Genomic DNA, 23,005 nt, shown 5'->3' with positions numbered 1-23,005 from the left:
CTGCTCCTGGGTCGGGCTGGGGGCGTGCGGACAACTATCCTGGAAGTGTATACGAGGCACCGTATTGCTATACAGGGGTCCGTGGGGCGCCTCACACGGGGTCGCGCACCACCGGGCAGCTCATGCAGCGCGGACCGCCCCGGCCCCGTCCCAGCTCGCTGCCCCGGATCTCGACGACCTCGATGCCCTCCTTGCGCAGATAGGTGTTGGTGGTGGCGTTGCGCTCGTACGCGATGACGACGCCGGGCTCCACGGCCAGCACGTTGCAGCCGTCGTCCCACTGCTCACGCTCGGCGGCGTGCACGTCCTGGGTGGCGGTGAGCACCCGGATCGTGTCCAGGCCGAGCGCGGCGGCGATGGCCCGGTGCATGTGCTCGGGCGGATGATCGGTGACCTTCAGCTCACGTGGGCCGGTGCCCGGCTCGATCGTGTAGGAGCGCAGCATGCCGAGCCCGGCGTACTGGGTGAACGTGTCCCCGTCGACCATCGTCATCACGGTGTCCAGGTGCATGAACGCGCGGCGCTTGGGCATGTCGAGCGCCACGATCGTCCGGGCGGACCCGGCGTCGAAGAGCCCTCTGGCCAGCATCTCCACGGCCTGGGGGGTGGTGCGTTCGCTCATCCCGATCAGGACGGCGCCCCGGCCGATGACGAGGACGTCGCCGCCCTCGATGGTGGACGGGTAGTCGTCCTGGCCCTGCGACCAGTGGTGGAAGACGCCGGCCTCGGGTCCGGTGAACAGGGGGTGGTGCCGGTAGATCGCCTCGAAGTGCACGGTCTCGCGCTGTCTGGCCGGCCAGCGCATGGCGTTGATGGACACCCCGTCGTAGATCCAGGCGGAGGTGTCGCGGGTGAAGATGTGGTTGGGCAGGGGGCTGAGCAGGAAGTCGTCCAGATCCATGACGTGGAAGCGGACCGAGGTCGGTTCGCTGTGCCGCTCCAGGAACTCCCGTTTCGTCATCCCCCCGACCAGGGCCTCGGCCAGCTCGGCGGCGGGCAGCTCGTCGAAGGCGGCGCGCAGATGCTCGGTGGCGAGCGGGCCGTACTCCTTCTCCGCGAAGACCCGGTCCAGGACGAGCCGCCTCGCCACCGGGATGTCCAGGGACTCCCGGAGCAGCTCGCCGAAGAGATGCACCTCCACGCCCCGGTCACGCAGCACATCGGCGAAACCGTCGTGCTCCTCCCTGGCGCGGCGCACCCACAGCACGTCGTCGAACAGGAGCGCGTCCTTGTTGCTGGGGGTGAGCCGCTTCAGCTCCAGATCGGGGCGGTGCAGGATGACGCGGCGCAGCCGCCCGGCCTCGGAATCGACATGGAATCCCATGCCCTCATCCTCACCGCGCGGGGCGCCGTTCACCCTGCGAACCGCCACCGGATTCGGGAGGGCCCTCAGAGCCGCGGGTCGACCGGCTCCGACTCCAGGGCCAGCACCGCGAAGACGGCCTCATGGATCCGCCACAGCGGCTCGCCCTCCGCCAGCCGGTCGAGCGCCTCGAGACCGAGGGCGTACTCCCGCAGGGCCAGCGACCGCTTGTGACCGAGGAACCGCGAGCGCAGCCGATCCAGATTCTCCGGCCGGGTGTACTCGGGGCCGTAGATGATCCGCAGATACTCCCGGCCGCGCACCTTGATGCCCGGCTGGAGCAGCCTGCCCTTCGCGTCCCGGACGAGCGCGCCGAGCGGCTTGACGACCATGCCCTCGCCCCCGCGGCCGGTCATCTCCAGCCACCAGTCGATGCCGGAGCGCACGGAGGCCTCGTCACCTGTGTCGACGACCAGGCGCCGGGTGACCTGGAGCAGTCCCGTCGGGTCGTGCTCGACGAGCCGGTCCAGCCATGCCAGCTGCTCGTCGTGCGGCACGGCCGCGAGCGAGCGGCCCTGCACCGCGAGGATCTGGAACGGCGCGATCCGGACGCCGTCGAGTCCCTCGGTGCTCCAGCAGTAGCGGCGGTACGCCTCCGTGAAGGCGGCGGCGTCCTCGGCGCGCTCCCGGCTGCGGCCTGCCAGGGCGCCGACGTCGACACCGCGGGCAGCCGCCGCGGCCAGGGCGTCGCCCGCCACGGGCAGGACCGCGCCGGCGGCCGCACCCACCGCCGCGTACTGCGAGCGCAGCAGCCCCGCCGCCTTCAGGGACCAGGGCATCAGCTCGGTGTCGAGCACCACCCAGTCGGTGTCCCACTCCTCCCAGAGTCCGGCGGCGGTGACGGCGGCCCGAAGACGGCCGATGACGGCCTCGGTGAGCGCCGTGTCGTCCAGGAACGGCCGCCCGGTGCGGGTGTGCAGGGCGCCGGTGACGTGGTCGGTACCGAATCGTTCGCGGGCGGCGTCGGCGTCGCGGCAGACCAGCGCCACGGCCCGCGACCCCATGTGCTTCTCCTCGCAGACGACCCTGGTGACACCGTCAGCGCGGTACTGCGCGAAGGCCTCGGTGGGGTGCTCGAGAAAGCCTTCCACCTGCGAGGTCGCGGTCGGGGCCATGGTCGGCGGCAGGTAGGTCAGGAGCCTCGGGTCGACCGCGAAGCGGCTCATGACTTCGAGCGCCGCCGCCGCGTTCTCCTCGCGCACCGCGACCCTGCCCATGTGCCGGGTCTCCACGATGCGGCGGCCCTGCACATCGGCGAGGTCGAGCGGCCGGCCCTCCCGGCCGCCGGGGGCCTCGGTGGTCAGCGGCTTCACCGGCTCGTACCAGACACGCTCGGCCGGTACGTCGACGATCTCGCGCTCCGGCCAGCGCAGCGCGGTCATCTTCCCGCCGAAGACCGCCCCGGTGTCCAGGCAGAGGGTGTTGTTCACCCAGGAGGTGACGGGCACCGGTGTGTGGCCGTAGACCACCGCGGCACTGCCCCGGTAGTCCTCGGCCCACGGGTAGCGCACGGGCAGTCCGAACTCATCGGTCTCGCCGGTCGTGTCCCCGTACAGCGCGTGCGAACGGACGCGGCCCGATGTGCGCCCGTGGTACTTCTCGGGGAGTCCCGCGTGACAGACGACGAGCCTGCCCCCGTCCAGGACGTAGTGGCTGACCAGTCCGTCGATGAACTCGGCGACCTGCTTGCGGAACTCGGGGTGCTCGGCGTCCTCCCGCTCCAGCTGCTCGACGGTCTCGGCGAGACCGTGGCTGTGCTGGACCTTTCGCCCCTTGAGATAGCGGCCCAGCTTGTTCTCGTGGTTGCCGGGCACGCACAGTGCGTCGCCCGACTCGACCATGGACATGACGCGACGCAGCACCCCGGGGCTGTCAGGGCCCCGGTCGACGAGGTCGCCCACGAACACGGCGGTCCTGCCCTCGGGGTGGGCACCGTCCTCGTAGCCCAGCTTGCCGAGCAGGGTGTCCAGCTCGGAGCGGCAGCCGTGGATGTCGCCGATGATGTCGAAGGGCCCTGTCAGGTGCCGGAGGTCGTTGTAACGGCGCTCCAGGACGACTTCGGCGGTCTCGGCCTCCTCCTCGGTGCGCAGGATGTGCACCTTGCGGAAGCCCTCGCGCTCCAGACCGCGCAGCGAGCGGCGCAGCTCACGGCGGTGGCGCTGCACGACGTGGCGGGGCATGCCCGCGCGGTCGGGGCGGGTGGCGTTGCGAGCCTGGCAGACCTCTTCCGGCAGGTCGAGCACGACGGCGATGGGCAGCACGTCGTACTGCCGGGCCAGCTGGACGAGCTGCTTGCGGCTCTCCTGCTGCACATTGGTGGCGTCGACGACGGTGAGCCGGCCGGCGGCGAGGCGCTTGCCGGCGATGTAGTGGAGCACGTCGAAGGCGTCACCGCTGGCGCCCTGGTCGTTCTCGTCGTCGGCGACGAGGCCCCGGCAGAAGTCCGAGGAGACGATCTCGGTGGGCTTGAAGTGCTTGCGGGCGAAGGTGGACTTGCCCGACCCGGTGGCGCCGACGAGGACGACGAGGGACAGGTCGGTCACCGGCAGCGTGCGAGGCGTACCGGTCGTGGGACTACTGGTCATGCGGCCATCGCCTCCTTCGTCGTCTCCTGGGCCGTGGTCATCGTGAACACGGCCATCTGTGTGGGAGGCCCCACCTCGGGGTCCTCGGGGCCCACGGGCTCGAACGCCACCCTGTAACCGTGGCGCCCTGCCACCTGCCCCGCCCAGTCCCGGAATTCCTCCCTGGTCCACTCGAAGCGGTGGTCGCCGTGGCGTGCGTGCCCGGCGGGAAGCGTCTCCCAGCGGACGTTGTACTCGACGTTGGGCGTCGTCACCAGCACGGTGCGCGGTCGCGCGGAGCCGAACACCGCGTACTCCAGGGCGGGCAGCCGCTCCAGGTCGAGGTGCTCGATCACCTCGCTGAGCACGGCGGCGTCGTATCCCTTGAGCTGCTTGTCGGTGTAGGTGAGCGCGCCCTGGCGGAGGGCGACCCGGCCGGCCTGCCGCTCGCCCATCCGGTCCAGTTTCAGCCGGCGTGCGGCCACGGTCAGGGCGCGCATCGACACATCGACGCCGACGATCTCCGTGTAGCGCACGTCCTTGAGCAGCGCCTGTACCAACTGACCCTGCCCGCAGCCGAGGTCGAGCACCCGGGCCGCGCCTGCCGAGCGCAGCGCCTCCAGGATCGCTTCGCGGCGCTGCTCGGCGAGCGGCACCGGCTTCTCCTCCGTGTCGGTGGTCTCGTCGACCGCGTTGTCCACGCTCTCCACCTCCAGGTCGTCCGACTCCGCCAGCCTGACCAGCTCCAGCCGCTCCATCGCCTGCCGGGTGAGACCCCAGCGTCGGGAGAGATACCGGCTGGTGATCAGCTTCTGCTCCGGGTGGCCGGCGAGCCAGCCCTCACCGGCCCGGAGCAGCTTGTCCACCTCGTCGGGTGCGACCCAGTAGTGCTTGGCGTCGTCGAGCACCGGGAGCAGCACATACAGCTGCCGCAGAGCGTCCGCGAGCCGCAACTCCCCCTCCAGCACCAGCCGTACGTAGCGCGAGTCGCCCCACTCCGGGAACTGCTCGTCCAGCGGTACGGCCACGGCGTCCACCCGTGTCCAGCCGAGCGGCGCGAAGAGCTTGTGCACCAGCTCCGCCCCGCCGCGCGCGGGCAGCGCGGGTACCTCGATCCGCAGCGGCAGCGGTTCCGCGGCCCGATCGGGCATCGCCCTGCACGCCCCGTTCAGTGCGGATTTGAACACCGTCGTCATCGCGACCGAGAGCAGGGACGATGCCGCGTACGGCCGGTCGTTGACGTACTGCGCGAGTGCCGCGTCGGGGGCTCCGCCCCGGCCCTTGCCCTTGCCGCGCCTCACCAGTGCCACCGGATCCACCTCGAGCAACAGCGCCGCGGTACAGCGCTCCACGGACGCCTCCGGGTAGAAGACATGCGCGGTGCCGTGCGAGGTGGAGAACGTCTGCGCGTTGTCGGGATGCTTGTGCAGCAGATAACCGAGATCGGTGGCGGGACGCTCAGGGGTGCCGGTCGTGCTGATAGTCATGAACACGCGTCCGAGTATGGGCCGGTGGCCTGTCCCCTCACCAGGCATTTTCACGCCCCGGCCGCCTCCAGCTGGTCCGCCAGTGCCGCGATCTCGGATGGGCCGACCCGGCAGCAGCCACCGACCAGCCGCGCGCCCGCCCGCTGCCAGTCCCGCACCCTGCCCGGTGCGAAGGTGCCTCGCCCCGTCCAGGCCCGGCCGTCCGCGTCCCACTCCTCCCCACTGTTCGGGTAGACGACCACCGGTTTGCCGGTGACCGCCGCCGCGACCTCCACCGCCCGGCCGGCGTCGGCGGGATCACAGCAGTTGACCCCGACGGCCACCACCTGATCGATGCCCGCGGCGAGCGCGAACGCCTCTGCCAGAGGCTGCCCGGCCCTGGTCCGGTCACCCGCCACGCCGTACGAGAGCCAGACCGGCACCCCGAGACCCTCGACCACCCGCAGCAGGGCCTCGGCCTCGTCGATGTCCGGCACCGTCTCCAGGGCCATCACATCGGGCCCGGCCCCGGCCAGCGTCTCCGCCCGGGGCCGGTGGAAGCGCTCCAGCTCCCGGACGGTGAGTCCGTACCTGCCCCGGTACTCGCTGCCGTCCGCGAGCATCGCCCCGTACGGTCCGACCGAGGCGGCGACCCACAGCTCCCGGCCCGTCACCGCACCCGCCCTGCGCGCCGACTCCACGCTCGCGGCCATCAGTTCCGCCGCCCGGGCCCGCCCCGTCCCGCGCCTGGCGAACCCTTCGAACGTGGCCTGGTAGCTGGCGGTGATGAGCACCTGCGCACCTGCCCGCGCATAGGCCGTGTGAGCGGTCTCGATCTGCTGGGGCGCGTCGCTCAGCAGCCGGGCCGACCACAGCGCGTCGGACAGGTCGCAGCCCTGCGCCTCCAGCTGGTTGGAGAGACCTCCGTCCAGCAGAACGGTCCCCTCGGCGAGCGCTTCACCGAGCGTACGGCCGGTCGGGGCGTCCTCGTCCGGTGTCCGGGCAGAGTGCACAGCTGCTTCCTTCCCGTCGGCTCCCGCAGCCGCCTTGCTGTCAGCGGCCCGCGGGCTGTCAGCCCAACTGGGACTGGACCTGCGACGCGATCAGTTCCAGATGGTCCAGGTCGTGCAGGTCAAGCACCTGGAGATAGATGCGCGACGAGCCGATCGCGGCGTACCGGCCGATCTTGTCGACCACCTCGTCGGGTGAGCCCGCCAGCCCGTTCGCCTTGATCTCCTCGACCTCCCTGCCGATGACGGAGGCACGCCGCGCCACCTCCGCGTCGTCCTTGCCTACACACACCACGAGGGCGTTGGAATACACCAGGTCGTCCGGGGCCCGCCCGGCCACCACAGCGGCGTCCCTGACCCGGCCGAACTGCCGCTCGCTGTCCTCGATCGACGCGAAGGGGATGTTGAACTCGTCCGCGTACCGTGCGGCCAGCCGCGGGGTACGGACCGCTCCATGGCCGCCGATCAGGACCGGCACCTTCGCCTGTGCGGGCTTCGGCAGCGCCGGCGAGTCGGTGAGCTGGTAGTACGTCCCGTCGTAGCTGAACGTCTTGCCGGTCTCCGTCTCCCAGAGCCCCGTGACGATCGCCAGCTGCTCCTCCAGTCGGCCGAACTTCTCCTTCGGGAACGGGATGCCGTATGCCTTGTGCTCCTCCTCGAACCAGCCGGCGCCGAGGCCCAGCTCGACCCGGCCGCCGGACATCTGGTCGACCTGGGCGACCTGGATGGCCAGCACCCCGGGCAGACGGAAGGTGCCCGCCGTCATCAGCGTGCCGAGGCGGATCCGCTTGGTCTCGCGGGCCAGTCCGGCCAGAGTGATCCAGGCGTCGGTCGGGCCGGGCAGACCGTCCCCGGAGCCCATACGCAGATAGTGGTCGGATCGGTAGAAGGCGTCGAAGCCGAGGTCCTCGGTGGCCTTGGCGACGGTGAGCAGGGTGTCGTAGCCGGCCCCTTGCTGGGGCTCGGTGAAGATTCGAAGATCCATGCCTCCATCCTGCACCTTCGAGGCCCCTGCGCCGCTCCTCTCCCCGCCCTCTCCGCCGGACACCCAGGACACTACGCACGACGCACACTCACGGCCCACGACTCACGGCGCGCACCCCATGGCTCACGGCCCACGGCTCACGGCTGGCCCGCGACGAAGCCTGCCGGGCCGTGTATCACCCCGAAGGGGCCGTCACGCTCCCGCTCCAACTCATGTTCGTGCTCACGCTCCTGTTCGGCAAGCAGCCTCAGCATCCCCTGCACCCGGTCCACGGACTCGTCGACGGCGTCTATCGCCTCGATGCACTGCCAGTAGAGCCCTTCCTCCTCCGTGCCGCACGCGACACCCACCAGCGCGATGCCCGCCTCCCCGAGGAGCAGCAGGAGAGCGGCCAACGCCCTCGGTACATGCTCCACTTCGGTGAGCTGCGACGCCCGCGCGCCTCCGGCCGGAACCAGCGGATGGTCGAGCACCGCGCTGCCCAGGGCGCAGGTCTCGCTGAGCCCACGCGCCTCCGTCCGTAACTCCGGCGGTCCGGACCTCGCGAGCTGCCCGCCGACCGCCCTGGCGAGCGCTTGGGCCTGCCACGCCTCTGCCATGACCGCCGGCGCCCCCGTACTGCCCGCCAGTGCGCTCCGGCCCGCCGCGATCAGTCGCTCCGCTTCCATGCCTCTCCCCCGTCGCCGAGACCACCCGTGTCGAAGAACCCGCTCATCTGTTCATTACCCACAGTGAGGGTCGCGGCACACGAAAGCCAGAGGAAATCGGAAATCTGTGGACAGGAAGTCGATTGTGAACAAGTCGATCACTCCGAAGAGTGACGCTCTGTCACTTTCTCGCTACCCGACGCCGGAAAACGTGTCTCGTTGCGGTCGATCTTGGCCGCCAGGGCCCCCAGAGCGTCGATGCCCAGGACCTCGCAGAACTGCAGCAGATACGCCAGGACGTCGGCGACCTCGTCGGTGACACGGAACGCCGAATCGGGGTCCTCCATCACCCGCGCCGACTGTTCCGGCGTCAGCCACTGGAAGATCTCCAGGAGTTCGGAGGCCTCCACGCTCAGCGCGGCGCTCAGATTCTTGGGGGTGTGGTACGGCCCCCAGGCCCGTGCCTCCGCGAAGTCGGCCAGTCGTCGCTGCAGTTGTGCTACATCCAGTTCCGTCACGGTGCCAGGTCTACCACTCCCACGCCGGCCGTCTCCCGGGCCACCGACGCGGCCGCCTCACCAGCCGTTCCCAGCAGACGCACATGCCCGTTCGCGCAGACCGCGGACGCCAGCGACAGCAGCTCCGCGGTCTGCCGCGCGTCCAGGCTCAGGTCGAACCCGTCGGCCAGGACGGTGAAGCCCTGCATGGCCGACGGCACCTCCGCCGCCGGGTCCGCCACCAGCACATCAGGGCCGGTCAGCAGCACGAACGCGTGGGCGAGATAGCGAAGTTCACCGTCACCGAGACTGCCGACGGGTGTGCTGCGACCCGGACCCCGACCGACCAGCGCCCGCACGTTCCCGTTCTTCAGCCGCTCCACGGTCAGACCCGTCACCCGTCGCGCGCATCCGGCGTCCGCGACGGCGACCAGCCGGGCGTACCGCTGCGCGCACCGGCCCCGGGTGCGGTGCAGAACATCGGCGATGTTGTCGCAGCACCAGGTCAGCAGCCCCTCCCCGGCCGGCACCGGCGCCCTCATCAGCCGCGGCTGGGGATCGCAGACGAACGCCGACCGCAGGGCGACCACCACCTGCTCGGCGGCGGCCAGCACCCTGAGCTGCCCGTCCGTCGTCCCGGCGACCCGTAACGGCAGCAGCGCCGTACCGAGCCGGTCGTCGGGGAAGGGAGCGCGCGTCACCGGCACCGCCCCCGCGGTGTACCAGCCGGCCTGCACGGAGGAACGCCGCGGATCCCGCAGCGCCGTACTGAGCAGGGTCTCGCCGCAGTCGGTCAGCCGCTCGCCGACGATACGGAGCGCGGGCTCGGCCTGCACGGCGAGATCCAGCCGCACCGGGCCGACCGGGCCCTCCACCGTGCAGCCGAGCCTGAAGCCGCGTCGCCCCTGCCCGTCGGCGCCGGCTCCTTCGGGAACCAGCGCCGCCGGGTCGGGGAACACGTCCTCCAGCCGATCACCGGCGGCCAGCCGCGCGAGCGCCTCGTACCCGCGCAGGGCGGCCGACTTTCCGCTGCCGCTGCCTCCCGCGAGCAGCGTGAGCGGCCCGAGCGGGATGACGGTGCGGCGGTGCGAGGCGAAGGCGTCGAGCCGGAGCTCACTGACGAACGGGCGGACGGGGCGGGCGGGGTGGTCCGCGCCGGACGGCGCGGGGGCCGACGCCCCCGGGGAGGTGGTGGAGATCGTGGAGGTCACAGTCATGAGCGGACGGTACGCACGCCCTGAAGCGGCGAACCGTTCCGCCCGGACGACCTTCCTACGATTGAGGTACGCCCGCGGGGGTGACCCCCTCGACCTCCATGCCCACCGGCGCGAGCAGGAAGACATTGCGGTCCACCCGGTGCATCCCGCTGCCGAGACCGAAGACCACGCCACTGCTGAAGTCCAGGATCCGCTTGGCCACATCGGTCTCCGCGCCGGTCAGATCCAGCAGAACGGGGATCTGGGCCACCAGATACTCGGCCACCTCCCGTGCGTCCGCGAACACCTGCACCCTCAGCACGACCATGCGCCGCTGCTCGGCCGACTCCCGCTGTTCCGGGACGGTCCTGTGATCGACCCGGGACGGCCATTCGTCACGGCCCCTCAGGGGTACGACCTGGGCGAGCCCTTCCCACTGTTCGTCGGTGGCGTCGTACCTGTCGTACCTGTCGTACCTGCTCACAGAACCACCCCGTCCGTATGCCGGTTGGCTGTGCGCCGGCTGCGCTCGCTGTTCATCGGGCAATTCTCTCGCCCCTCACCCGTTCGGCGTACCACCGACACGGTTCGGAACGTGATCGGCGGCGTCCGGGGCGTCCGCGCCGCCCTGTTCCGGGAATGTGCCGAGCGGAGTGAAACGGACCGGGAGATGGGCCGGGGCACGGTGGAAGGGGCCCGGCCGCCAGACCAACGCGCCGGGTTCGACGGCGAGTTCCAGATCGCAGAGCTGACTGGTGAGCTGTTCGATCGCGGTCATCGCCATCAGCAGCGCGGGCTGCTTCGCGGGACAGCGGTGCGGCCCCGCCGACCACGCCAGGTGGGCACCGTCGCCGGAGCGTGCGGCGGGGTCCGAGCCGGAGGGCGGCGACTGGGTGTTGGCGGCGGCGAAGGAGACCAGAACCAGTTGCCCGGCGCGCAACGGGACCCCGTGGAACTCCGTGTCGTGGCGCGGGAAGTGCGCCCCCATGTTGGCCAGCGGCGGATCGTGCCAGAGCACGTCGTCGACCGCCTCGTGCGCGGTCGTCGCGCCGCCGTGCAGGGAGCCCCCGTACCCGGTGTCGCTGAGCATGCGCAGCAGGGCGTTGCCGATCAGATTGGTCGTGGGCTCGTGGCCCGAGCTCATGATGAGCGTGATCTGACGCACGACCTCGTTGTCGTCGAGCCCCGCCGGATGGGCCAGCAGGTACGTGGTGAGGTCGCGGCCCGGGCTCCGCCGCCGTACGGAGACGAGCTCGGTGACGACGCCGACCAGGTCCTCGTACGCCGTTGCCGCGTCCTGGGCCGAGTCCATCATCGCGCCGGTACCGCGGACCACTCGCTCGGTGTCCTGCGGGGCCACACCGAACGCGGAGGTGAAGACGTGCAACGGGAGCCTGCGGGCGTACTGGGAGATGAGGTCACCGGTGCCGGTGGCCGAGAACTCCGCGATGAGCCGCTGCGCGACCCGGGCGACCTCCGCACGCAGCAGGTGGGGTTCGATCCGGGCCAGGGTGTCGTTGATGGCGTCGCGGTAGCGGGCGTGGACCGCGCCGTCGGTGAAGAGCGCGGTGGGACGGTATCCGAGCATGGGCAGGACCGACGAGTCGGCGGGGACGCCCTCCTGCCAGGCGCGCGGGTCCTTGGTGAAGGTCTCGGTGTCCCGCAGCAGGTCGACGGCCGCGTGGTAGTCGGTGACCAGCAGCGCGTCCACGTCCGGGGCGATGCGCACCCTGGCCAGCGGCCCCTGGGCCCGCAGCCTGCGGTAGTGGCCGTGCGGATCGGCGGCGAAGTCGGCGCCGTACAACGCGAGGGGTTCGAGGAGCGAGGGGGCGGTACCGGGGGACGTGCCGGTCACGGGAGGGGTCATGACGATTCCTGGGGCGCGGGCAGGCAGGTCAGCGCGTGCTCGGCGAGGGCGATCAGGGCGTCGATGCTGCCCCGGCGTTCGCGGGCGTCGCACTGCACCAGCGGGGTGCGGGGATCGAGGTCCAGGTGCTTGCGCAGGACCTCGTCCGCGTGGGCGGGGGCATCGGGGAAGCGGTTCACGGCGACGGCGTACGGAAGCCCCTGTTCCTCCACCATGTCCATGACGGCGAAGGAGTCCTCGAGCCGGCGGGTGTCCACCATGATCAGGGCGCCGAGCGCACCGCGCGCGATGTCCTCCCACAGAGGGAAGAAGCGCTCCTGTCCCGGCGTGCCGAACATGTAGAGCACCAGGTCGTCCTGGACGGTCAGCCGCCCGAAGTCGATGGCGACCGTGGTGGTGCTCTTCTCCGGAAGTCCGGCGGTGTCGTCGAGTCCCGTACTGGACTGCGTCATCGCCTCTTCCGTGTGCAGGGTCGGGATTTCCGACAGCGTACGGATCAGGGTCGTCTTGCCCACGCCGAAGGGACCCGTGACGACGAGTTTCATCAGGGTCTCGGCGGCACTCGGCAGATAGCCGATGCCGCCCCGGTCAGTGGAGGGAACGGAGTCCAACGAGCAGCCTCTCGACGAGCGACCGGTCGATCTCACCGGCACTGGGGATCGGTGGTCGAGCGTGCAGATGTCCTGCGGCCACGAGGTCCGTGACCAGGAAGACCGTGGCACTGACCGGAAGGTCCAGATGGGCGGCGCACTCGACGACGGTGAGGGCTCCCGGCTTCAGGAGCTCACACAGCCTGCGCTGTTCCGAGCCGGTGTCCGGCGGCAGCTCGGAGTCCGTACGGATGAGCACGGCGAGCCGGTCGAGCGCGGGACCGGTGGGCGTGGAGCGGCCACCGGTGACCAGGTAGGCGGGAATCAGGCGGCGGCCTGGGCCTGGGGTCATGGCCGGGTGGCAGCGTCCGGTTGGCGGGTGGGGGCGTGCATGGCCCTGGTCAGCGCGGTGACCTGCACCTGCATCTGGTAGGCGATGTTCCCCAGATGCGCGTCGGGCGCCGCGAACAGGGCCAGAGTGGTGTTCCTGCCCGCCGGGACGACGACCGCGAAACCCAGATCGGACTCCACGACCGTCTGGGCCAGGCGCGGTGAATCGGCCTCGGTGAAGGCGGTGGTGAAGGCGCGGGCGGCGGCGTGCAGGGTGGCCGTCATCGCGGCGACACGCTCGGCCGACGCGCGGTCCAGTCCGGGCGAGGCGCCCTCGACGAGACCGTCGCCGGTGGCGACCACTGCGTGCTGTACGCCGGGCAGCTCCAGCAGGGGAGTCAGCACCCAGGCGAGATCACCAGCGGTGGGGGTGGTGCTCACGTCTCGTCGTCTCCTTGGTCGTCCGATGGGGGTACTGGGGGCGCCGGGGGCGCGAGCGCCTCCCTGCCGCTGAGGGTGCCTTGCTGGAGGGCGGTCCAGGCCGCCCCGGCCTGTTCGGGCGTACGGGTCACCGGCTCCTGCGCCGGCTGCGGTCCTGCCGCCGGGCTCTGGGGGGAGGCCGCCCTGCGGGCTCGACGCCGCCGGGTGGGCAGCCCCGCCGGAAGCGCCGTTTCCGCGGCGGCGGGCTCGGGCGTTGCGGCGGGCGCGGGCGTTGCGGCGGGCTCAGGCGTTGCGGCGGGCTCAGGCGTTGCGGCGGGCGCGGGCGCGGGCGTTGCCGGTGCGGCCCGCCCCGCGGGTTCCACTCCGGCGGACGACGGGCTTTCGGCTGCGGCGGCTCCGGCCGGCCGCGCGAGCACCGGCTTCGGCGCGAGCACGGACAGGGTGCGGTCGTCGTCGATCACGGTCAGCAGATGCGCCGGAATCCGCAGCATCGTGCGCATCCCCCCGTACGGCGATGGCTCGATGTGGCAGCTGAAGCCGTAGCGCGCGATGAGCCGACCGACCACCGCGAAGCCGGTCTGCGGCGGGTCCCCCAGCTCGGTGAGAAGCACCTCGGAGGGACCCGACAGGAGTGCGTGGGCCCGCTTCAGCGCGTCGTCGTCCATGCCGATCCCGGCGTCGTCGACGAGGATCAGGGCGCCACGCCCCGCGGTCTGCTGGACCGTCACCGGAACCTCGGTGTCCGGGTGCGAGTACGCCGTCGCGTTGGCCAGCAGCTCGGCGAGCGCGATGGCGAGGGGTTCGGCGGCCCGGGCGACCAGCGCGAGCCGTTCCTGGCGCAGATGGTTGGCGACCTTGATCCGCTCGTACCCCGCGACCCGGGACTGGGCTCCGAGCACGACCTCGACGAGCGAGGAGTTCTGCCGGGCGAGCCCGGGCCAGGCGTCGCAGAGCACAGCCGTGGCCTGGGTGCGGCGCAGCGCCAGTTCGTTACGGAAGTCGAGCTGGAGGATCCGCGGGTCGTCGTACTCGTGCTGGAGCTCGTGCAGCAGGTGCTGCGACTGGTTGAGCAGTGACTGGATCTTGGCCGATGTGCCGCGCATGGCCGACCGCGCTGCCGCGTCGACGCGTCCGCGCTCCTCCAGGACCGCGGTGCGCGCGGCCTGTACGGCCTCGGTCAGCAGCCGGGCGGCATCACCCTCGATCTCGGCGGCCTCCCGCAGTCCCGGGACCGGTGCTGCCCGGTGCGAGAGTGCGGCGGCCGCGGCGGGTATCCGTCTCCGGGCCAGCTGGCGGATCTCCTCGGTGAGGGCGAGGGTGCGGGCCTCCGCCGCCCTGGCCTGACGCTCGGCCAGCTCGGCGTGCGCCGACGCCCCGTACGCGTCCCGCCCGGCCTGAAACGCGCGTGTGACCGACCATATCGCCACCCCTACGGCGATCAGGGCCACGATCCATGCCACCACGGTGTCACCGCGTCTCTGTTGTCGGGGACGGCCTGCGGCCCGTGCGGCCGCGGGGTGTCCGGCTGTCGTGCCTGAGGGCCCTCACGCCGGCTCCCCGACCTCATGGGCGACCTCGGCCACGTCGGCCATCACCTGGAGAACGCCGGGGAGTTCCGAGCCGCCGTCCAGGCGGCGGTACTCGCTCCCGATGGTCACCACGAGCCGTTCGGGCAGGCCGAGCGCCTGGTAGCGGCCCTCGGCGATCACCCGGCGGGCCGCCTCGGCCGAGGGCACCCCTGCCGCGTGGAAGGCGTGGGCGCGCTCCCGTACGTATGCGAGGTAGGCCATGTGCTCCCGCACCCCGGCGGGGTCGAGCACCGGTCCGTGGCCCGGCACGATCATCTCGGCGCCGGTGGCAAGGACGCGCTCGCAGGCGTCGATCACATTGCTCAGGGGTCCCGCCCAGTGCACGGGGTGGTCCCCGGGCTGTCGCGGGGACGAGGAGAAGATGACGTCTCCGCTGAACACGGTGCGCTGCGTGGGCAGATACACGATCAGGTCACCCGCCGTGTGCGCGGGCGGCAGGGACGACAGCTGGACCGCGTACTCCCCCAGGGTCAGTTCGAGCTCCCCGGTGAAGTAGGTCGTCGGCCGCACGGCCTCGGTGCCCGACCAGTCGAAGCCACCGAAGTGACGGCCGAGGTACGCACCGAGAGGGGTGGAGGGATCACTTCCGGCCACCAGCGCGTGCTGTTGCTGCGGGGTGGGGTCGTAGTGGATGTGCTCCAGCGCCTCGCGGGTCGCGATGATCTCCGCGTCGGGGAGCACTCCGGCACCCCAGAAGTGGTCACCGTTGGCGTGGGTGACGACCACACGGTCGATACTCACCCCGTCGGGCAGCCGCTTCTGGCTCTCCACCAGGAACTGCCCGGCCAGCAGCGTGTCGTAGGGGGTGTCGATCCACAGCGCGCCGCGCGGTGACACGAGAAGGCCGCAGTTGGCCAGGCCCCAGCCCCGCTTCGGCGGCAGCCAGGCATACAGGCCCCTGCCGAGGTCGGCGATGTCCCCACCCGTGATCGACATGGGGCGATTATGCCGACCACGATCCGGCCGCGCGTTCGAACTCGGCCAATATGCGGGCCCGGTGACGCAAAATCACCCCTGGCTCGGGCCGCCCCTCACCGGTCGGTGACCGTCCGAGGTTGCCGCACATCGGGCCCACGGGGGATTTTCCACCTGATGTACAGGATATCAACCGTCAGAAACGGGCCACGCCGCGGATACCCACACAGGCGCGGCAGAACCGGATCGGGTCGGCTACCCACCGAGCATGGCTGAAAATCGACGACGCTTGCGTGTCGGCCGTGTAAACACTTTGCTTGTTTTTGCTCGATAGGCCCGGCTAACATGCAGAATTGAACAAGCGGGCGTCGGTTTCACCCAGCCCCGCCCCACCAGATGCGCGTAGCAGCGGAAGCGGAGTGCGGACATGTCGCATGTCGAGACCGAGACAGCCGGCCAGCCCGAGTGCTGGCGCCGCGCCGCGGAGGTCGCTGCCGACCGGAAGGCGGCTCTGCCCGCCCCCGGTGAGCGCATCGCCGTCGTCGGCTGCGGGACGTCGTATTACATGGCCCAGGCGTACGCCTCGCTCCGCGAGGAATCCGGGCAGGGCGAGTCGGACGCGTACGCCGCCTCGGAGTTCCCCACGGGGCGCGCGTACGACCGGGTCGTCGCGCTGACGCGCTCGGGTACGACGACGGAGGTGCTCGGTCTGCTGACGCGGCTGCGTGGCACCACCCGGACCGTCGCGGTGACCGCCGACCCGAAGACCCCGGTGATGGCCGCCGCGGACGATGTGGTCGTCCTCGACTTCGCCGACGAGCGGTCCGTGGTCCAGACGAGGTTCGCGACCACCGCGCTGACCCTGTTCCGCGCCCATCTGGGGCTGCACACCGAGGACGTCGTACGGGACGCGGAGACCGCTCTGGCCGAGCCGCTGCCCGAAGGGCTTCTGGAGTGCGGCCAGTTCAGCTTCCTGGGGCGCGGCTGGACGGTCGGGCTCGCCAACGAGGCGGCGCTGAAGATGAAGGAGGCGTCCCTGTCCTGGACCGAGTCGTATCCGGCGATGGAGTACCGGCACGGGCCCATCAGCATCGCCACGGCCGGGACGGCGACCTGGATGTTCGGCACCGCTCCGGAGGGGCTGCGGGAACAGGTGCTTGCGACCGGGGCCCGCTGGGTGGAGAGCGGACTGGACCCGCTGGCCGACCTGGTCCGGGTGCAGCGGCTGGCGATCGCCCGCGCGGCGGCCCGTGGCCTCGACCCCGACCTGCCGCGCCATCTGACCCGGTCGGTGGTGCTGGACGCGGCCGACGGAGCCTGAAGGCCGTCATGGCACGCCGCGCACCGGGCCGACGAGCGGTCCGGTGCGCGGCGGGGTGAGCGTGGAGGTCAGGCCTCCTCTTCGAAGTGGGCGTCCAGCGCCGCGTCGAGCTCGGCCGTCCACACCTTGAGGTCGCTCCGGGCCCCGGCCTCGACCTCGGCGTTGAACCAGCGGCGGTTCGACAGGTGGACCGTCACGGTGAACCGGCGTCCGAAGCGGCCGGTCCTGACCTCGACCGCGCCGATCTCGACCCAGTCGAACTCCGCCTCCTGGTCGTCGAGCCGGAAGCGGACACCTTCGGCGTCCACTCTGATGGACCCGCGCCGGTCGCTGACCTCGAAGACGGGGCCGTCCTCGCCATCGCCACTTCCGCTCGCCGCCTCGGCCTCGGCCTCGGGGGTGACTTCGGAGGCGGCCGCGTCGTCCGAGGTACCGGAACTCTCCGTGGCCGCGTCGCCGTCCTGGCTCGCGTCGCCGTCCTGGCTCGTGTCGCCGTGCTGGCTCGTGTCGCCGTCCCCGCTGTTGTCGCCGTCCGGCCTGGAACCGTCCACGACCCCGTCAGCCGCCTCCGTGGCGAGCGCCTCCGAGACCGTGACCTCCCCGGCCTCCTCAGCCTCCCCTGTCGTCTCCTCGGGCCGCTGGGACGTCTCCTCCTCCGCTTCCGGTTCCGCCTCCGTCCGCGCGGGGGCAGGGGCCGTCAGGCCGGGGATGTACGCCGGATCTGTGCCCGCGGCGAACTCTGGCTTGGTGTTCGAATCTATGCGCTGCTCCACGGCGGGCAGTATGGACGACGAACCTGTACGAGACCAGTCAACCGGGCCCCGACCGGCCTGTCGGCGGGTCGGGGCCCGGCCGTGACACCGCCGTACGGTGCATCCGGACCCGGCAGGCACCGGAAAACGGACGACGGGTGGTGCGGGTTCCGCCGAACCCGCACCACCCGTCACTTCTGTCCCTCTGTCACACACCCGTGCGCCAGCGGTCCCGCCTCGGGCAGGACTCAGTAGGCCCCGAAGACGTTGTCGATGGAGCCGTACTTGTCCGCGGCGTAGTTGCACGCGGCAGTGATGTTGGCGACCGGGTCGTAGCTGTCCGTCGACGTACCGTCCACGTGGTACGCCTGGAAGGTCGGGTCGATGACCTGCAGCAGGCCCTTGGACGGGATGCCCGCGGCGGCGTTCGAGTCCCAGTTGTTGATGGCCTGGGGGTCGCCCGCCGACTCGCGGATGATGTTGCGGTGGATGCCCTCGTAGCTACCGGGGATGCCGTGCTCGGCCATGACGGCGAGCGACTCCTGGATCCAGCCGTCGAGGTCGTCGGTGTACGAGACCGGCTCGGCGGCGGGCGTGCCCTCCGCGGCGAGGTTGGTGCTCGTACGCTCCGAGCGGTCGGCGCGGTCAGCGCTCTGCTCGGCACGGTCCGACGAAGCAGAGGCCTTGGATTCGGCCTTGGGGGCCTTGTCCGCCTTGTCGGCGGACTTGCTCTCGGCCTTGGCACCAATGGTCAGCTTCAGACCGGGGTGAATCAGGTCGGGGTTTCCGCCGACAGCCTTCTGGTTGTCCTCGTACAGGGCCTTCCAGCCACCGCTCACGGAATGCTCGCGGGCGATCTTTGCAAGAGTGTCACCCAAGATCACGGAATACGTACCGGACTCGGACTTCTGCGCGGCAATTCCCTTGCCGGTCGCGGCAGTCGACGTCGCCGCCTTTTCCACGGCGGCCGGCTGGGCCGGGGCTGCGAAGGCGCCGGTCGCACCGATCACAGGGAGGGCCAGGGCGGCTCCGCCCGTGCTCACGGCGATGATGCCGCGGGTGAGCGAACTGGCCCTGGAACGACGGTGCTTAGCGATTTCGGGCATGCTGAATTCCTCTCCGTCGCCTACGAAGTGAGCTGTCGGGTTCGAGCTGGAGATGCCCGGCCGCATACGAATGCGACTTCACCCCGAGCCGCTCCGGTAACCGGATCGGCGCTTACTTGGGTCCCCCGCTCCTGCCGTACGAGAAGTAGTCGGGTAACCGGACGGCGGCAGGATTCGGCGTTCCGCCCGGAGTGATGGCGACCGTAGGCGAGAAATAGGGAAAGGAACAAGCCTGGCGCGGTGATCACAATTCATCCGCAAGATCAATTCTCGGGAATTCATGTAATCCACCCCACACGGCGCCACCCATTCCTCTTGGCGCAGAAGGGAACCGACCGCCGAGCTGCTGCGTCCGGAGCGCATGAGGTGACGCTGGTCACGGAGTCCGATTCGGGCGATTTGCTCCCGAGCGAAGGCCCCAGGTCACACGAAATGGCCTTTTATGGATTACGGGATCAATTTCTAAAACTAACTCAAAACGGGCATACGACTCATGAATGACGCCTTCGGGCATACCGAGAGCGTTCGCGTGGAACCGATCCGCCCATGACGCAAAACCCTCGCCCCTCGGCCCCTCGGATCACCGTTCTGCCCGTCCAGCCCGGGGACCCGCCCTTCCGGGTCGTGGAGATCGACGGCGAGGTGATCGGAAGCGCCACGGCCATGACGGACGTGCTCATCGCAGCCGCCGCGGCCGGCATCACGGTCCATGACCTCGACGACCCTGCGACCGTCCGATGGGTGGGTGGGGGCAAGCTCAGCTGGAAGCCGCACTGAGAGGAGGCGGCGGCGGGCCTGGGGCTTGCGGGCCGTCGGCCGGCACGAGAAGCCGGCCACCACGAAGTACAGCCACCGGACGAAGCGGCCACGACGAAAAGCGGTCCGGCGCGAGAACGCGCCGGACCGCCTCGGTTGTCCGCCCGGTGTCAGCCCTCGATCCGGATGGCCAACGCCGGACAGACGGCCGCGGCCTGCTGGACGTCCTCGGCCCGGGCCGAGGACGGTGCGGGGTTCAGCAGGACGGCTATCCCGTCGTCGTCCTGGTCGAACACGTCATCGGCGGCGACCACGCACTGCCCGGACGCCACGCACTTGTCCTGGTCCAGGGTCACTTTCATGAGCACTCCTTCGTCGTCGGTGTCGCTGCGTGGCGGGGGCGGGGGGTGCGGCGGTGAGAGGTCACCAGGCCACGGGCAGTTCGTGGACGCCGTAGACCGACCCGTCGTGCTTGAAGGGCAGGTCCTCGATGCGGGCGTCCAGCCGCAGGGTGGGGATACGGCGGTAGAGGGTGCTGTAGACGACCTGGAGCTCCAGACGGGCCAGCGGCTGGCCGACGCACTGATGGACGCCGAAGCCGAAGGCCACATGACGCCGTGCGTCGCGCCTGACGTCCAGCCGGTCAGGATCGGCGAAGACCTCGGGGTCACGGTTGCCGATGTCGTTCGGCACAACGATCCCCTCACCTGCCCGGATAACCTCGCCGGCGATCTCGATGTCCTCCAGAGCCACGCGGCGGCGCCCCGTGTGGGTGATGTTGAGATAGCGCAACAGCTCCTCGACGGCGCCGGCGACCACCTTGGGGTCCTCGGTCTCGCGCAGCAGGGCGAGCTGATCGGGGTGTTCGAGCAGGGCGAGGGTACCCAGAGCGATCATGTTCGCCGTGGTCTCGTGACCGGCGAGCAGCAGGAGTACGCCCATCTCCGCCGCTTCCCGGCGGGACAGCTCTCCGGCCCCGACCCGGGTACCGAGCCCCGACAGGAGGTCGTCCGCGGGCCGGGCGATCTTGTGCCCCATCAGCTCGTCCAGATAGCCGATCAGATTGTCGTGGGCCGCGGCCCGCACCTCGGGGTCCGCTGTGCGGCGGATGAGAGTGCCGCTGTTCTGCTGGAAGAAGTCGTGGTCGGAGTAGGGCACTCCGAGCAGTTCGCAGATGACGAGTGAAGGGACCGGTAGGGCGAACGCCTGGACGAGGTCGGCCCTCGGGGGCCCGGCCAGCATGGTGTCGATCAGCCCGTCCACGATCTTCTGAACGGCGGGGCGCATCGCCTCGACCCGCTTGATCGTGAAAGGAGCTGTCACCATCCGCCGCTGACGCGCGTGTTCAGGGTCATCCATGAGGATGAAGCTGAAGCTCGCCCCTCTCACCGGCGCCTGACTGGGATAACCGGGCCGGGTGATGTCGGCGCTGACCCTCGGGTCGGAGAGGAGGGTGCGCTGATCCGCGTAACGGGTCACCAGCCAGGGCGTGCTCCCGTCCCACAGGCGGACCTTCCTGAGCGGCCCCTGTTCCTGCTCGGCCTTCAGGCCGGGCGGCGGGTCGAAGGGACAGCCCGCCGCCCTGTCCATCGGGAATTCCACAGCAGAGGGCACGGGCGCCCCGTCCGTGCGTGCGGTACTGGTGGTGGTCATCGGTTCCTCACTTCGTCGTGCGGTGGGGGACGAACCAGGCGGACAGGGAGGGGCCGTCAGCGGCAGGCCGTGACGGGTGCCGTCCAGAGCCCGACGACGGCGTCTATCAGACCGGTGGCGGTGTCATGCCAGTTCGCGCGAGGCGTCGAGGAGTTGTCGGCGAGTGCGCGTTCACGCTCCGCACAGGTGTGGATGATCAGGTTGCGCGACATGACGGCCCGCTCGACGTGAACGTCGGCCGGCAGGTCGGGGAGGCACCGGTTCAGCCCTTCGAGCACCTGCAGCGTGGGCGGACAGGCGAGCGACTCCTCGGCCATGATGTCCCGCAGCGCCGGATCGGTCATGGCTTGGGCGCAGAACCGTGCGAACCAGGTAGGGCTGCCGAGTCCGGCCAGATGTTCGGTGGTGGGCCGCACCAGGCAGCCCACCCACTCCCCTATGTCCGTGGGGTCTTCGACTCCGGCCAGCAGACGGGCGCGGGCCTCCTCGATCTGCCGGCTGTGCTTACGGGCGATGGCGCGCACCAGGTCGGCCTTCGTACCGAAGTGATAGCCGACCGCCGCGTTGTTGCCCTGCTGTGCGGCCTCGCTGACCCGGCGGTTGGACACCGCGTAGACGCCTCGCTCGGCGAACAGCCGCTCCGCCGCGTTCAGGATCAGTTCCCTGGTCCCGCCGGCCTGTTCGGTCCGCACCATCGGTTCCATCCGGCTTCTCCCCGGTAGAGCGCGTCCTGGAGCGTCCAGGAGAATCCAGCACCGCTGAGTCGGTCAAGCGACTGCTTTAAAGATGGCCGAGATGGGTGCAGGGCGACCGCAGGGTGGCCTGCGGCGGAAGATTCGCCTCCGCTCCCAGCCGCCCCGCATGGCCTGAGGCCCCCGGGAGCCGGGCGGTACCACTCCGGCGCCTGCCTGGAATTGGCGCAAAGGCACCGGGGCAGACAGCCTCACCCGAGGTATCCAGAAGAGTCGACCAGCACCCAGCATCTGCGAGCTGAAAGGGCAATAAAGCTTGCAACTGCGAGCCAGAAATGACTATCATGCGGCACATGCAGACCTACACCATCGGGCAGGCGGCGCGCCTTCTCGGCGTGAGCCCGGACACCGCCCGCCGCTGGGCCGATGCCGGGCGGGTCAGGACCCATCGCGACGAGAGCGGACGCCGCCTCATCGACGGCCGCGATCTGGCCGCGTTCTCCACCGAGCTCGCCCAGGCAGGACCGGGCGAGGAACCGACCCCCTACACCTCGGCGCGCAACGCTTTCCCTGGCATCGTCACCGCGGTGAAGCTGGGTGATGTGGCCGCCCAGGTCGAGATCCAGGCCGGCCCGCACCGACTCGTCTCGCTGCTGACCCGGGAAGCCGTGGAGGAGCTGGGACTCGAGGTCGGCACGCAGGCCACGGCCCGCGTGAAGTCGACCAGCGTCCACATCGACCGCACCTGACGCGGCGCCCGCCCGCGGCTCGCCGACAGGCCACACTCACCCGTCAGTCCATCAGCCCGGCGGCGACGGCGGCCCCCAGTTCCCAGCACGCCTCGGTGTCGGCCTTGCCCGGCTCCCCGGTGACGGTCACCGCGTCGGCCGCGCGGCGCCATCCCAGGCCCGTCGTGATCGTCTCGATGCCCCGTACGGCGCCGGTGACGTCGCTGCCGCCGTGCACGTAGTAACCGAAGGGACGGCCCGACGTCTCGTCCAGGCACGGATAGTAGACCTGGTCGAAGAAGTGCTTCAGAGCGCCGGACATGTACCCGAGGTTCGCCGGCGTGCCGAGCAGATAGCCGTCGGCCGCCAGCACATCGGACGCCGTGGCGGAGAGTGCCGCCCGCCGCACGACCCGGACACCTTCGATGCCCTCCGTCGTCGCACCGGAGACCACCGCTTCGAACAGCGCCTGGCAGTTGGGCGAGGGGGTGTGATGGACGATCAGCAAAGTGGCCACGCCTTCGAACCTACCCGCTC

The 23,005-nt window shown here is 70.7% G+C and carries 24 protein-coding genes and 1 riboswitch; of the genes, 3 read left to right on the top strand and 21 right to left on the bottom strand.

Translation table 11 applies throughout. The annotated features are described in order from the left end of the window. Window positions 1-91 precede the first annotated feature (91 nt). From AB0C75_RS10410 to AB0C75_RS10340, 15 genes are all read right to left on the bottom strand, one after another. Window positions 92-1,324 (bottom strand): arginine deiminase, encoded by a 1,233-nt coding sequence (locus AB0C75_RS10410; RefSeq protein ID WP_362889014.1) that lies wholly within the window; start codon window positions 1,322-1,324, stop codon window positions 92-94. Between the two features lie 65 nt (window positions 1,325-1,389). Further along, window positions 1,390-3,948 (bottom strand): polynucleotide kinase-phosphatase, encoded by a 2,559-nt coding sequence (locus AB0C75_RS10405; RefSeq protein WP_362889012.1) that lies wholly within the window; start codon window positions 3,946-3,948, stop codon window positions 1,390-1,392. Next, entirely contained in the window at window positions 3,945-5,420 is a 1,476-nt protein-coding gene (locus tag AB0C75_RS10400) for a 3' terminal RNA ribose 2'-O-methyltransferase Hen1 (RefSeq protein ID WP_362889010.1), read from the bottom strand. Before AB0C75_RS10400 ends, AB0C75_RS10405 begins: the two co-directional genes overlap by 4 nt. Before the next feature lie 44 nt (window positions 5,421-5,464). Then, a complete protein-coding gene (gene mmuM / locus AB0C75_RS10395) occupies window positions 5,465-6,406 on the bottom strand; it encodes a homocysteine S-methyltransferase (RefSeq protein WP_362889008.1) in 942 nt (313 codons plus the stop codon). A 58-nt stretch (window positions 6,407-6,464) separates the two neighbouring features. After that, window positions 6,465-7,388 carry an LLM class F420-dependent oxidoreductase gene (locus tag AB0C75_RS10390; RefSeq protein ID WP_362889006.1) on the bottom strand — a complete coding sequence of 308 codons (924 nt, stop codon included), beginning with the start codon at window positions 7,386-7,388 and terminating at the stop codon, window positions 6,465-6,467. A 137-nt stretch (window positions 7,389-7,525) separates the two neighbouring features. Continuing rightward, entirely contained in the window at window positions 7,526-8,056 is a 531-nt protein-coding gene (locus AB0C75_RS10385) for a DUF6099 family protein (protein WP_362889004.1), read from the bottom strand. A gap of 137 nt (window positions 8,057-8,193) precedes the next feature. Then, on the bottom strand, window positions 8,194-8,553 hold the full coding sequence (locus AB0C75_RS10380; protein ID WP_362889002.1) for a nucleotide pyrophosphohydrolase: 360 nt from the start codon (window positions 8,551-8,553) through the stop codon (window positions 8,194-8,196). Beyond that, window positions 8,550-9,749: an ATP-binding protein gene (locus AB0C75_RS10375; protein WP_362889000.1), complete on the bottom strand. Its 1,200-nt coding sequence runs from the start codon at window positions 9,747-9,749 to the stop codon at window positions 8,550-8,552. The genes AB0C75_RS10380 and AB0C75_RS10375 overlap by 4 nt, the downstream gene beginning before the upstream one ends. A 55-nt stretch (window positions 9,750-9,804) precedes the next feature. Beyond that, window positions 9,805-10,212: a cell division protein SepF gene (locus AB0C75_RS10370; protein WP_362888998.1), complete on the bottom strand. Its 408-nt coding sequence runs from the start codon at window positions 10,210-10,212 to the stop codon at window positions 9,805-9,807. 75 nt (window positions 10,213-10,287) lie between these two features. After that, complete coding sequence (locus tag AB0C75_RS10365; protein WP_362888996.1) at window positions 10,288-11,595, bottom strand: cytochrome P450; 1,308 nt, start codon at window positions 11,593-11,595, stop codon at window positions 10,288-10,290. Then, entirely contained in the window at window positions 11,592-12,206 is a 615-nt protein-coding gene (locus AB0C75_RS10360; RefSeq protein ID WP_362888995.1) for an ATP/GTP-binding protein, read from the bottom strand. The genes AB0C75_RS10365 and AB0C75_RS10360 overlap by 4 nt, the downstream gene beginning before the upstream one ends. Beyond that, on the bottom strand, window positions 12,184-12,537 hold the full coding sequence (locus AB0C75_RS10355; protein WP_362888993.1) for a DUF742 domain-containing protein: 354 nt from the start codon (window positions 12,535-12,537) through the stop codon (window positions 12,184-12,186). The genes AB0C75_RS10360 and AB0C75_RS10355 overlap by 23 nt, the downstream gene beginning before the upstream one ends. After that, window positions 12,534-12,956 carry a roadblock/LC7 domain-containing protein gene (locus AB0C75_RS10350; protein ID WP_362888992.1) on the bottom strand — a complete coding sequence of 141 codons (423 nt, stop codon included), beginning with the start codon at window positions 12,954-12,956 and terminating at the stop codon, window positions 12,534-12,536. The genes AB0C75_RS10355 and AB0C75_RS10350 overlap by 4 nt, the downstream gene beginning before the upstream one ends. Continuing rightward, window positions 12,953-14,419 carry an ATP-binding protein gene (locus AB0C75_RS10345; RefSeq protein WP_362888990.1) on the bottom strand — a complete coding sequence of 489 codons (1,467 nt, stop codon included), beginning with the start codon at window positions 14,417-14,419 and terminating at the stop codon, window positions 12,953-12,955. Before AB0C75_RS10345 ends, AB0C75_RS10350 begins: the two co-directional genes overlap by 4 nt. A gap of 81 nt (window positions 14,420-14,500) precedes the next feature. Then, complete coding sequence (locus tag AB0C75_RS10340; RefSeq protein WP_362888988.1) at window positions 14,501-15,481, bottom strand: MBL fold metallo-hydrolase; 981 nt, start codon at window positions 15,479-15,481, stop codon at window positions 14,501-14,503. A 406-nt stretch (window positions 15,482-15,887) separates the two neighbouring features. Between AB0C75_RS10340 and AB0C75_RS10335 the strand changes: the two genes are divergently transcribed. Continuing rightward, on the top strand, window positions 15,888-16,781 hold the full coding sequence (locus AB0C75_RS10335) for a sugar isomerase (RefSeq protein ID WP_362888986.1): 894 nt from the start codon (window positions 15,888-15,890) through the stop codon (window positions 16,779-16,781). 68 nt (window positions 16,782-16,849) lie between these two features. Here the strand turns inward: AB0C75_RS10335 and AB0C75_RS10330 are convergent, their stop codons facing one another. After that, window positions 16,850-17,554, bottom strand: a complete 705-nt coding sequence (locus AB0C75_RS10330; RefSeq protein WP_362888984.1) for a hypothetical protein — start codon at window positions 17,552-17,554, stop codon at window positions 16,850-16,852. 227 nt (window positions 17,555-17,781) lie between these two features. Next, window positions 17,782-18,639 (bottom strand): LysM peptidoglycan-binding domain-containing protein, encoded by an 858-nt coding sequence (locus AB0C75_RS10325; protein WP_362888982.1) that lies wholly within the window; start codon window positions 18,637-18,639, stop codon window positions 17,782-17,784. Window positions 18,640-18,643: 4 nt separating this feature from the next. Further along, window positions 18,644-18,829, bottom strand: a riboswitch (cyclic di-AMP (ydaO/yuaA leader). A gap of 356 nt (window positions 18,830-19,185) precedes the next feature. On the opposite strand from AB0C75_RS10325, the gene AB0C75_RS10320 reads away from it, so the two are divergent. Beyond that, entirely contained in the window at window positions 19,186-19,416 is a 231-nt protein-coding gene (locus AB0C75_RS10320; protein ID WP_362888980.1) for a hypothetical protein, read from the top strand. 149 nt (window positions 19,417-19,565) lie between these two features. On the opposite strand, the gene AB0C75_RS10315 is transcribed toward AB0C75_RS10320, so the two are convergent. The 3 genes from AB0C75_RS10315 to AB0C75_RS10305 all read right to left on the bottom strand — a co-directional run bounded on the left by AB0C75_RS10315 (window position 19,566) and on the right by AB0C75_RS10305 (window position 21,752). Further along, window positions 19,566-19,757 carry a ferredoxin gene (locus AB0C75_RS10315; RefSeq protein ID WP_362888978.1) on the bottom strand — a complete coding sequence of 64 codons (192 nt, stop codon included), beginning with the start codon at window positions 19,755-19,757 and terminating at the stop codon, window positions 19,566-19,568. Between the two features lie 61 nt (window positions 19,758-19,818). After that, entirely contained in the window at window positions 19,819-21,048 is a 1,230-nt protein-coding gene (locus tag AB0C75_RS10310) for a cytochrome P450 (protein ID WP_362888974.1), read from the bottom strand. Between the two features lie 56 nt (window positions 21,049-21,104). Further along, a complete protein-coding gene (locus AB0C75_RS10305) occupies window positions 21,105-21,752 on the bottom strand; it encodes a TetR family transcriptional regulator (RefSeq protein ID WP_362888972.1) in 648 nt (215 codons plus the stop codon). 341 nt (window positions 21,753-22,093) lie between these two features. Between AB0C75_RS10305 and AB0C75_RS10300 the strand changes: the two genes are divergently transcribed. Then, window positions 22,094-22,489 carry a helix-turn-helix transcriptional regulator gene (locus tag AB0C75_RS10300; RefSeq protein ID WP_362888970.1) on the top strand — a complete coding sequence of 132 codons (396 nt, stop codon included), beginning with the start codon at window positions 22,094-22,096 and terminating at the stop codon, window positions 22,487-22,489. A 43-nt stretch (window positions 22,490-22,532) separates the two neighbouring features. Here the strand turns inward: AB0C75_RS10300 and AB0C75_RS10295 are convergent, their stop codons facing one another. Then, window positions 22,533-22,985 carry an NAD(P)H-dependent oxidoreductase gene (locus tag AB0C75_RS10295; protein ID WP_362888968.1) on the bottom strand — a complete coding sequence of 151 codons (453 nt, stop codon included), beginning with the start codon at window positions 22,983-22,985 and terminating at the stop codon, window positions 22,533-22,535. Between the last annotated feature and the right edge of the window lie 20 nt (window positions 22,986-23,005).

Origin of the sequence: Streptomyces sp. NPDC048565, assembly GCF_040650935.1 — a bacterium.
In the GTDB taxonomy this organism is placed as follows: domain Bacteria; phylum Actinomycetota; class Actinomycetes; order Streptomycetales; family Streptomycetaceae; genus Streptomyces.
Note: the sequence above shows the minus strand (reverse complement) of the source record. Positions and strands in the feature narration are given on the sequence as shown.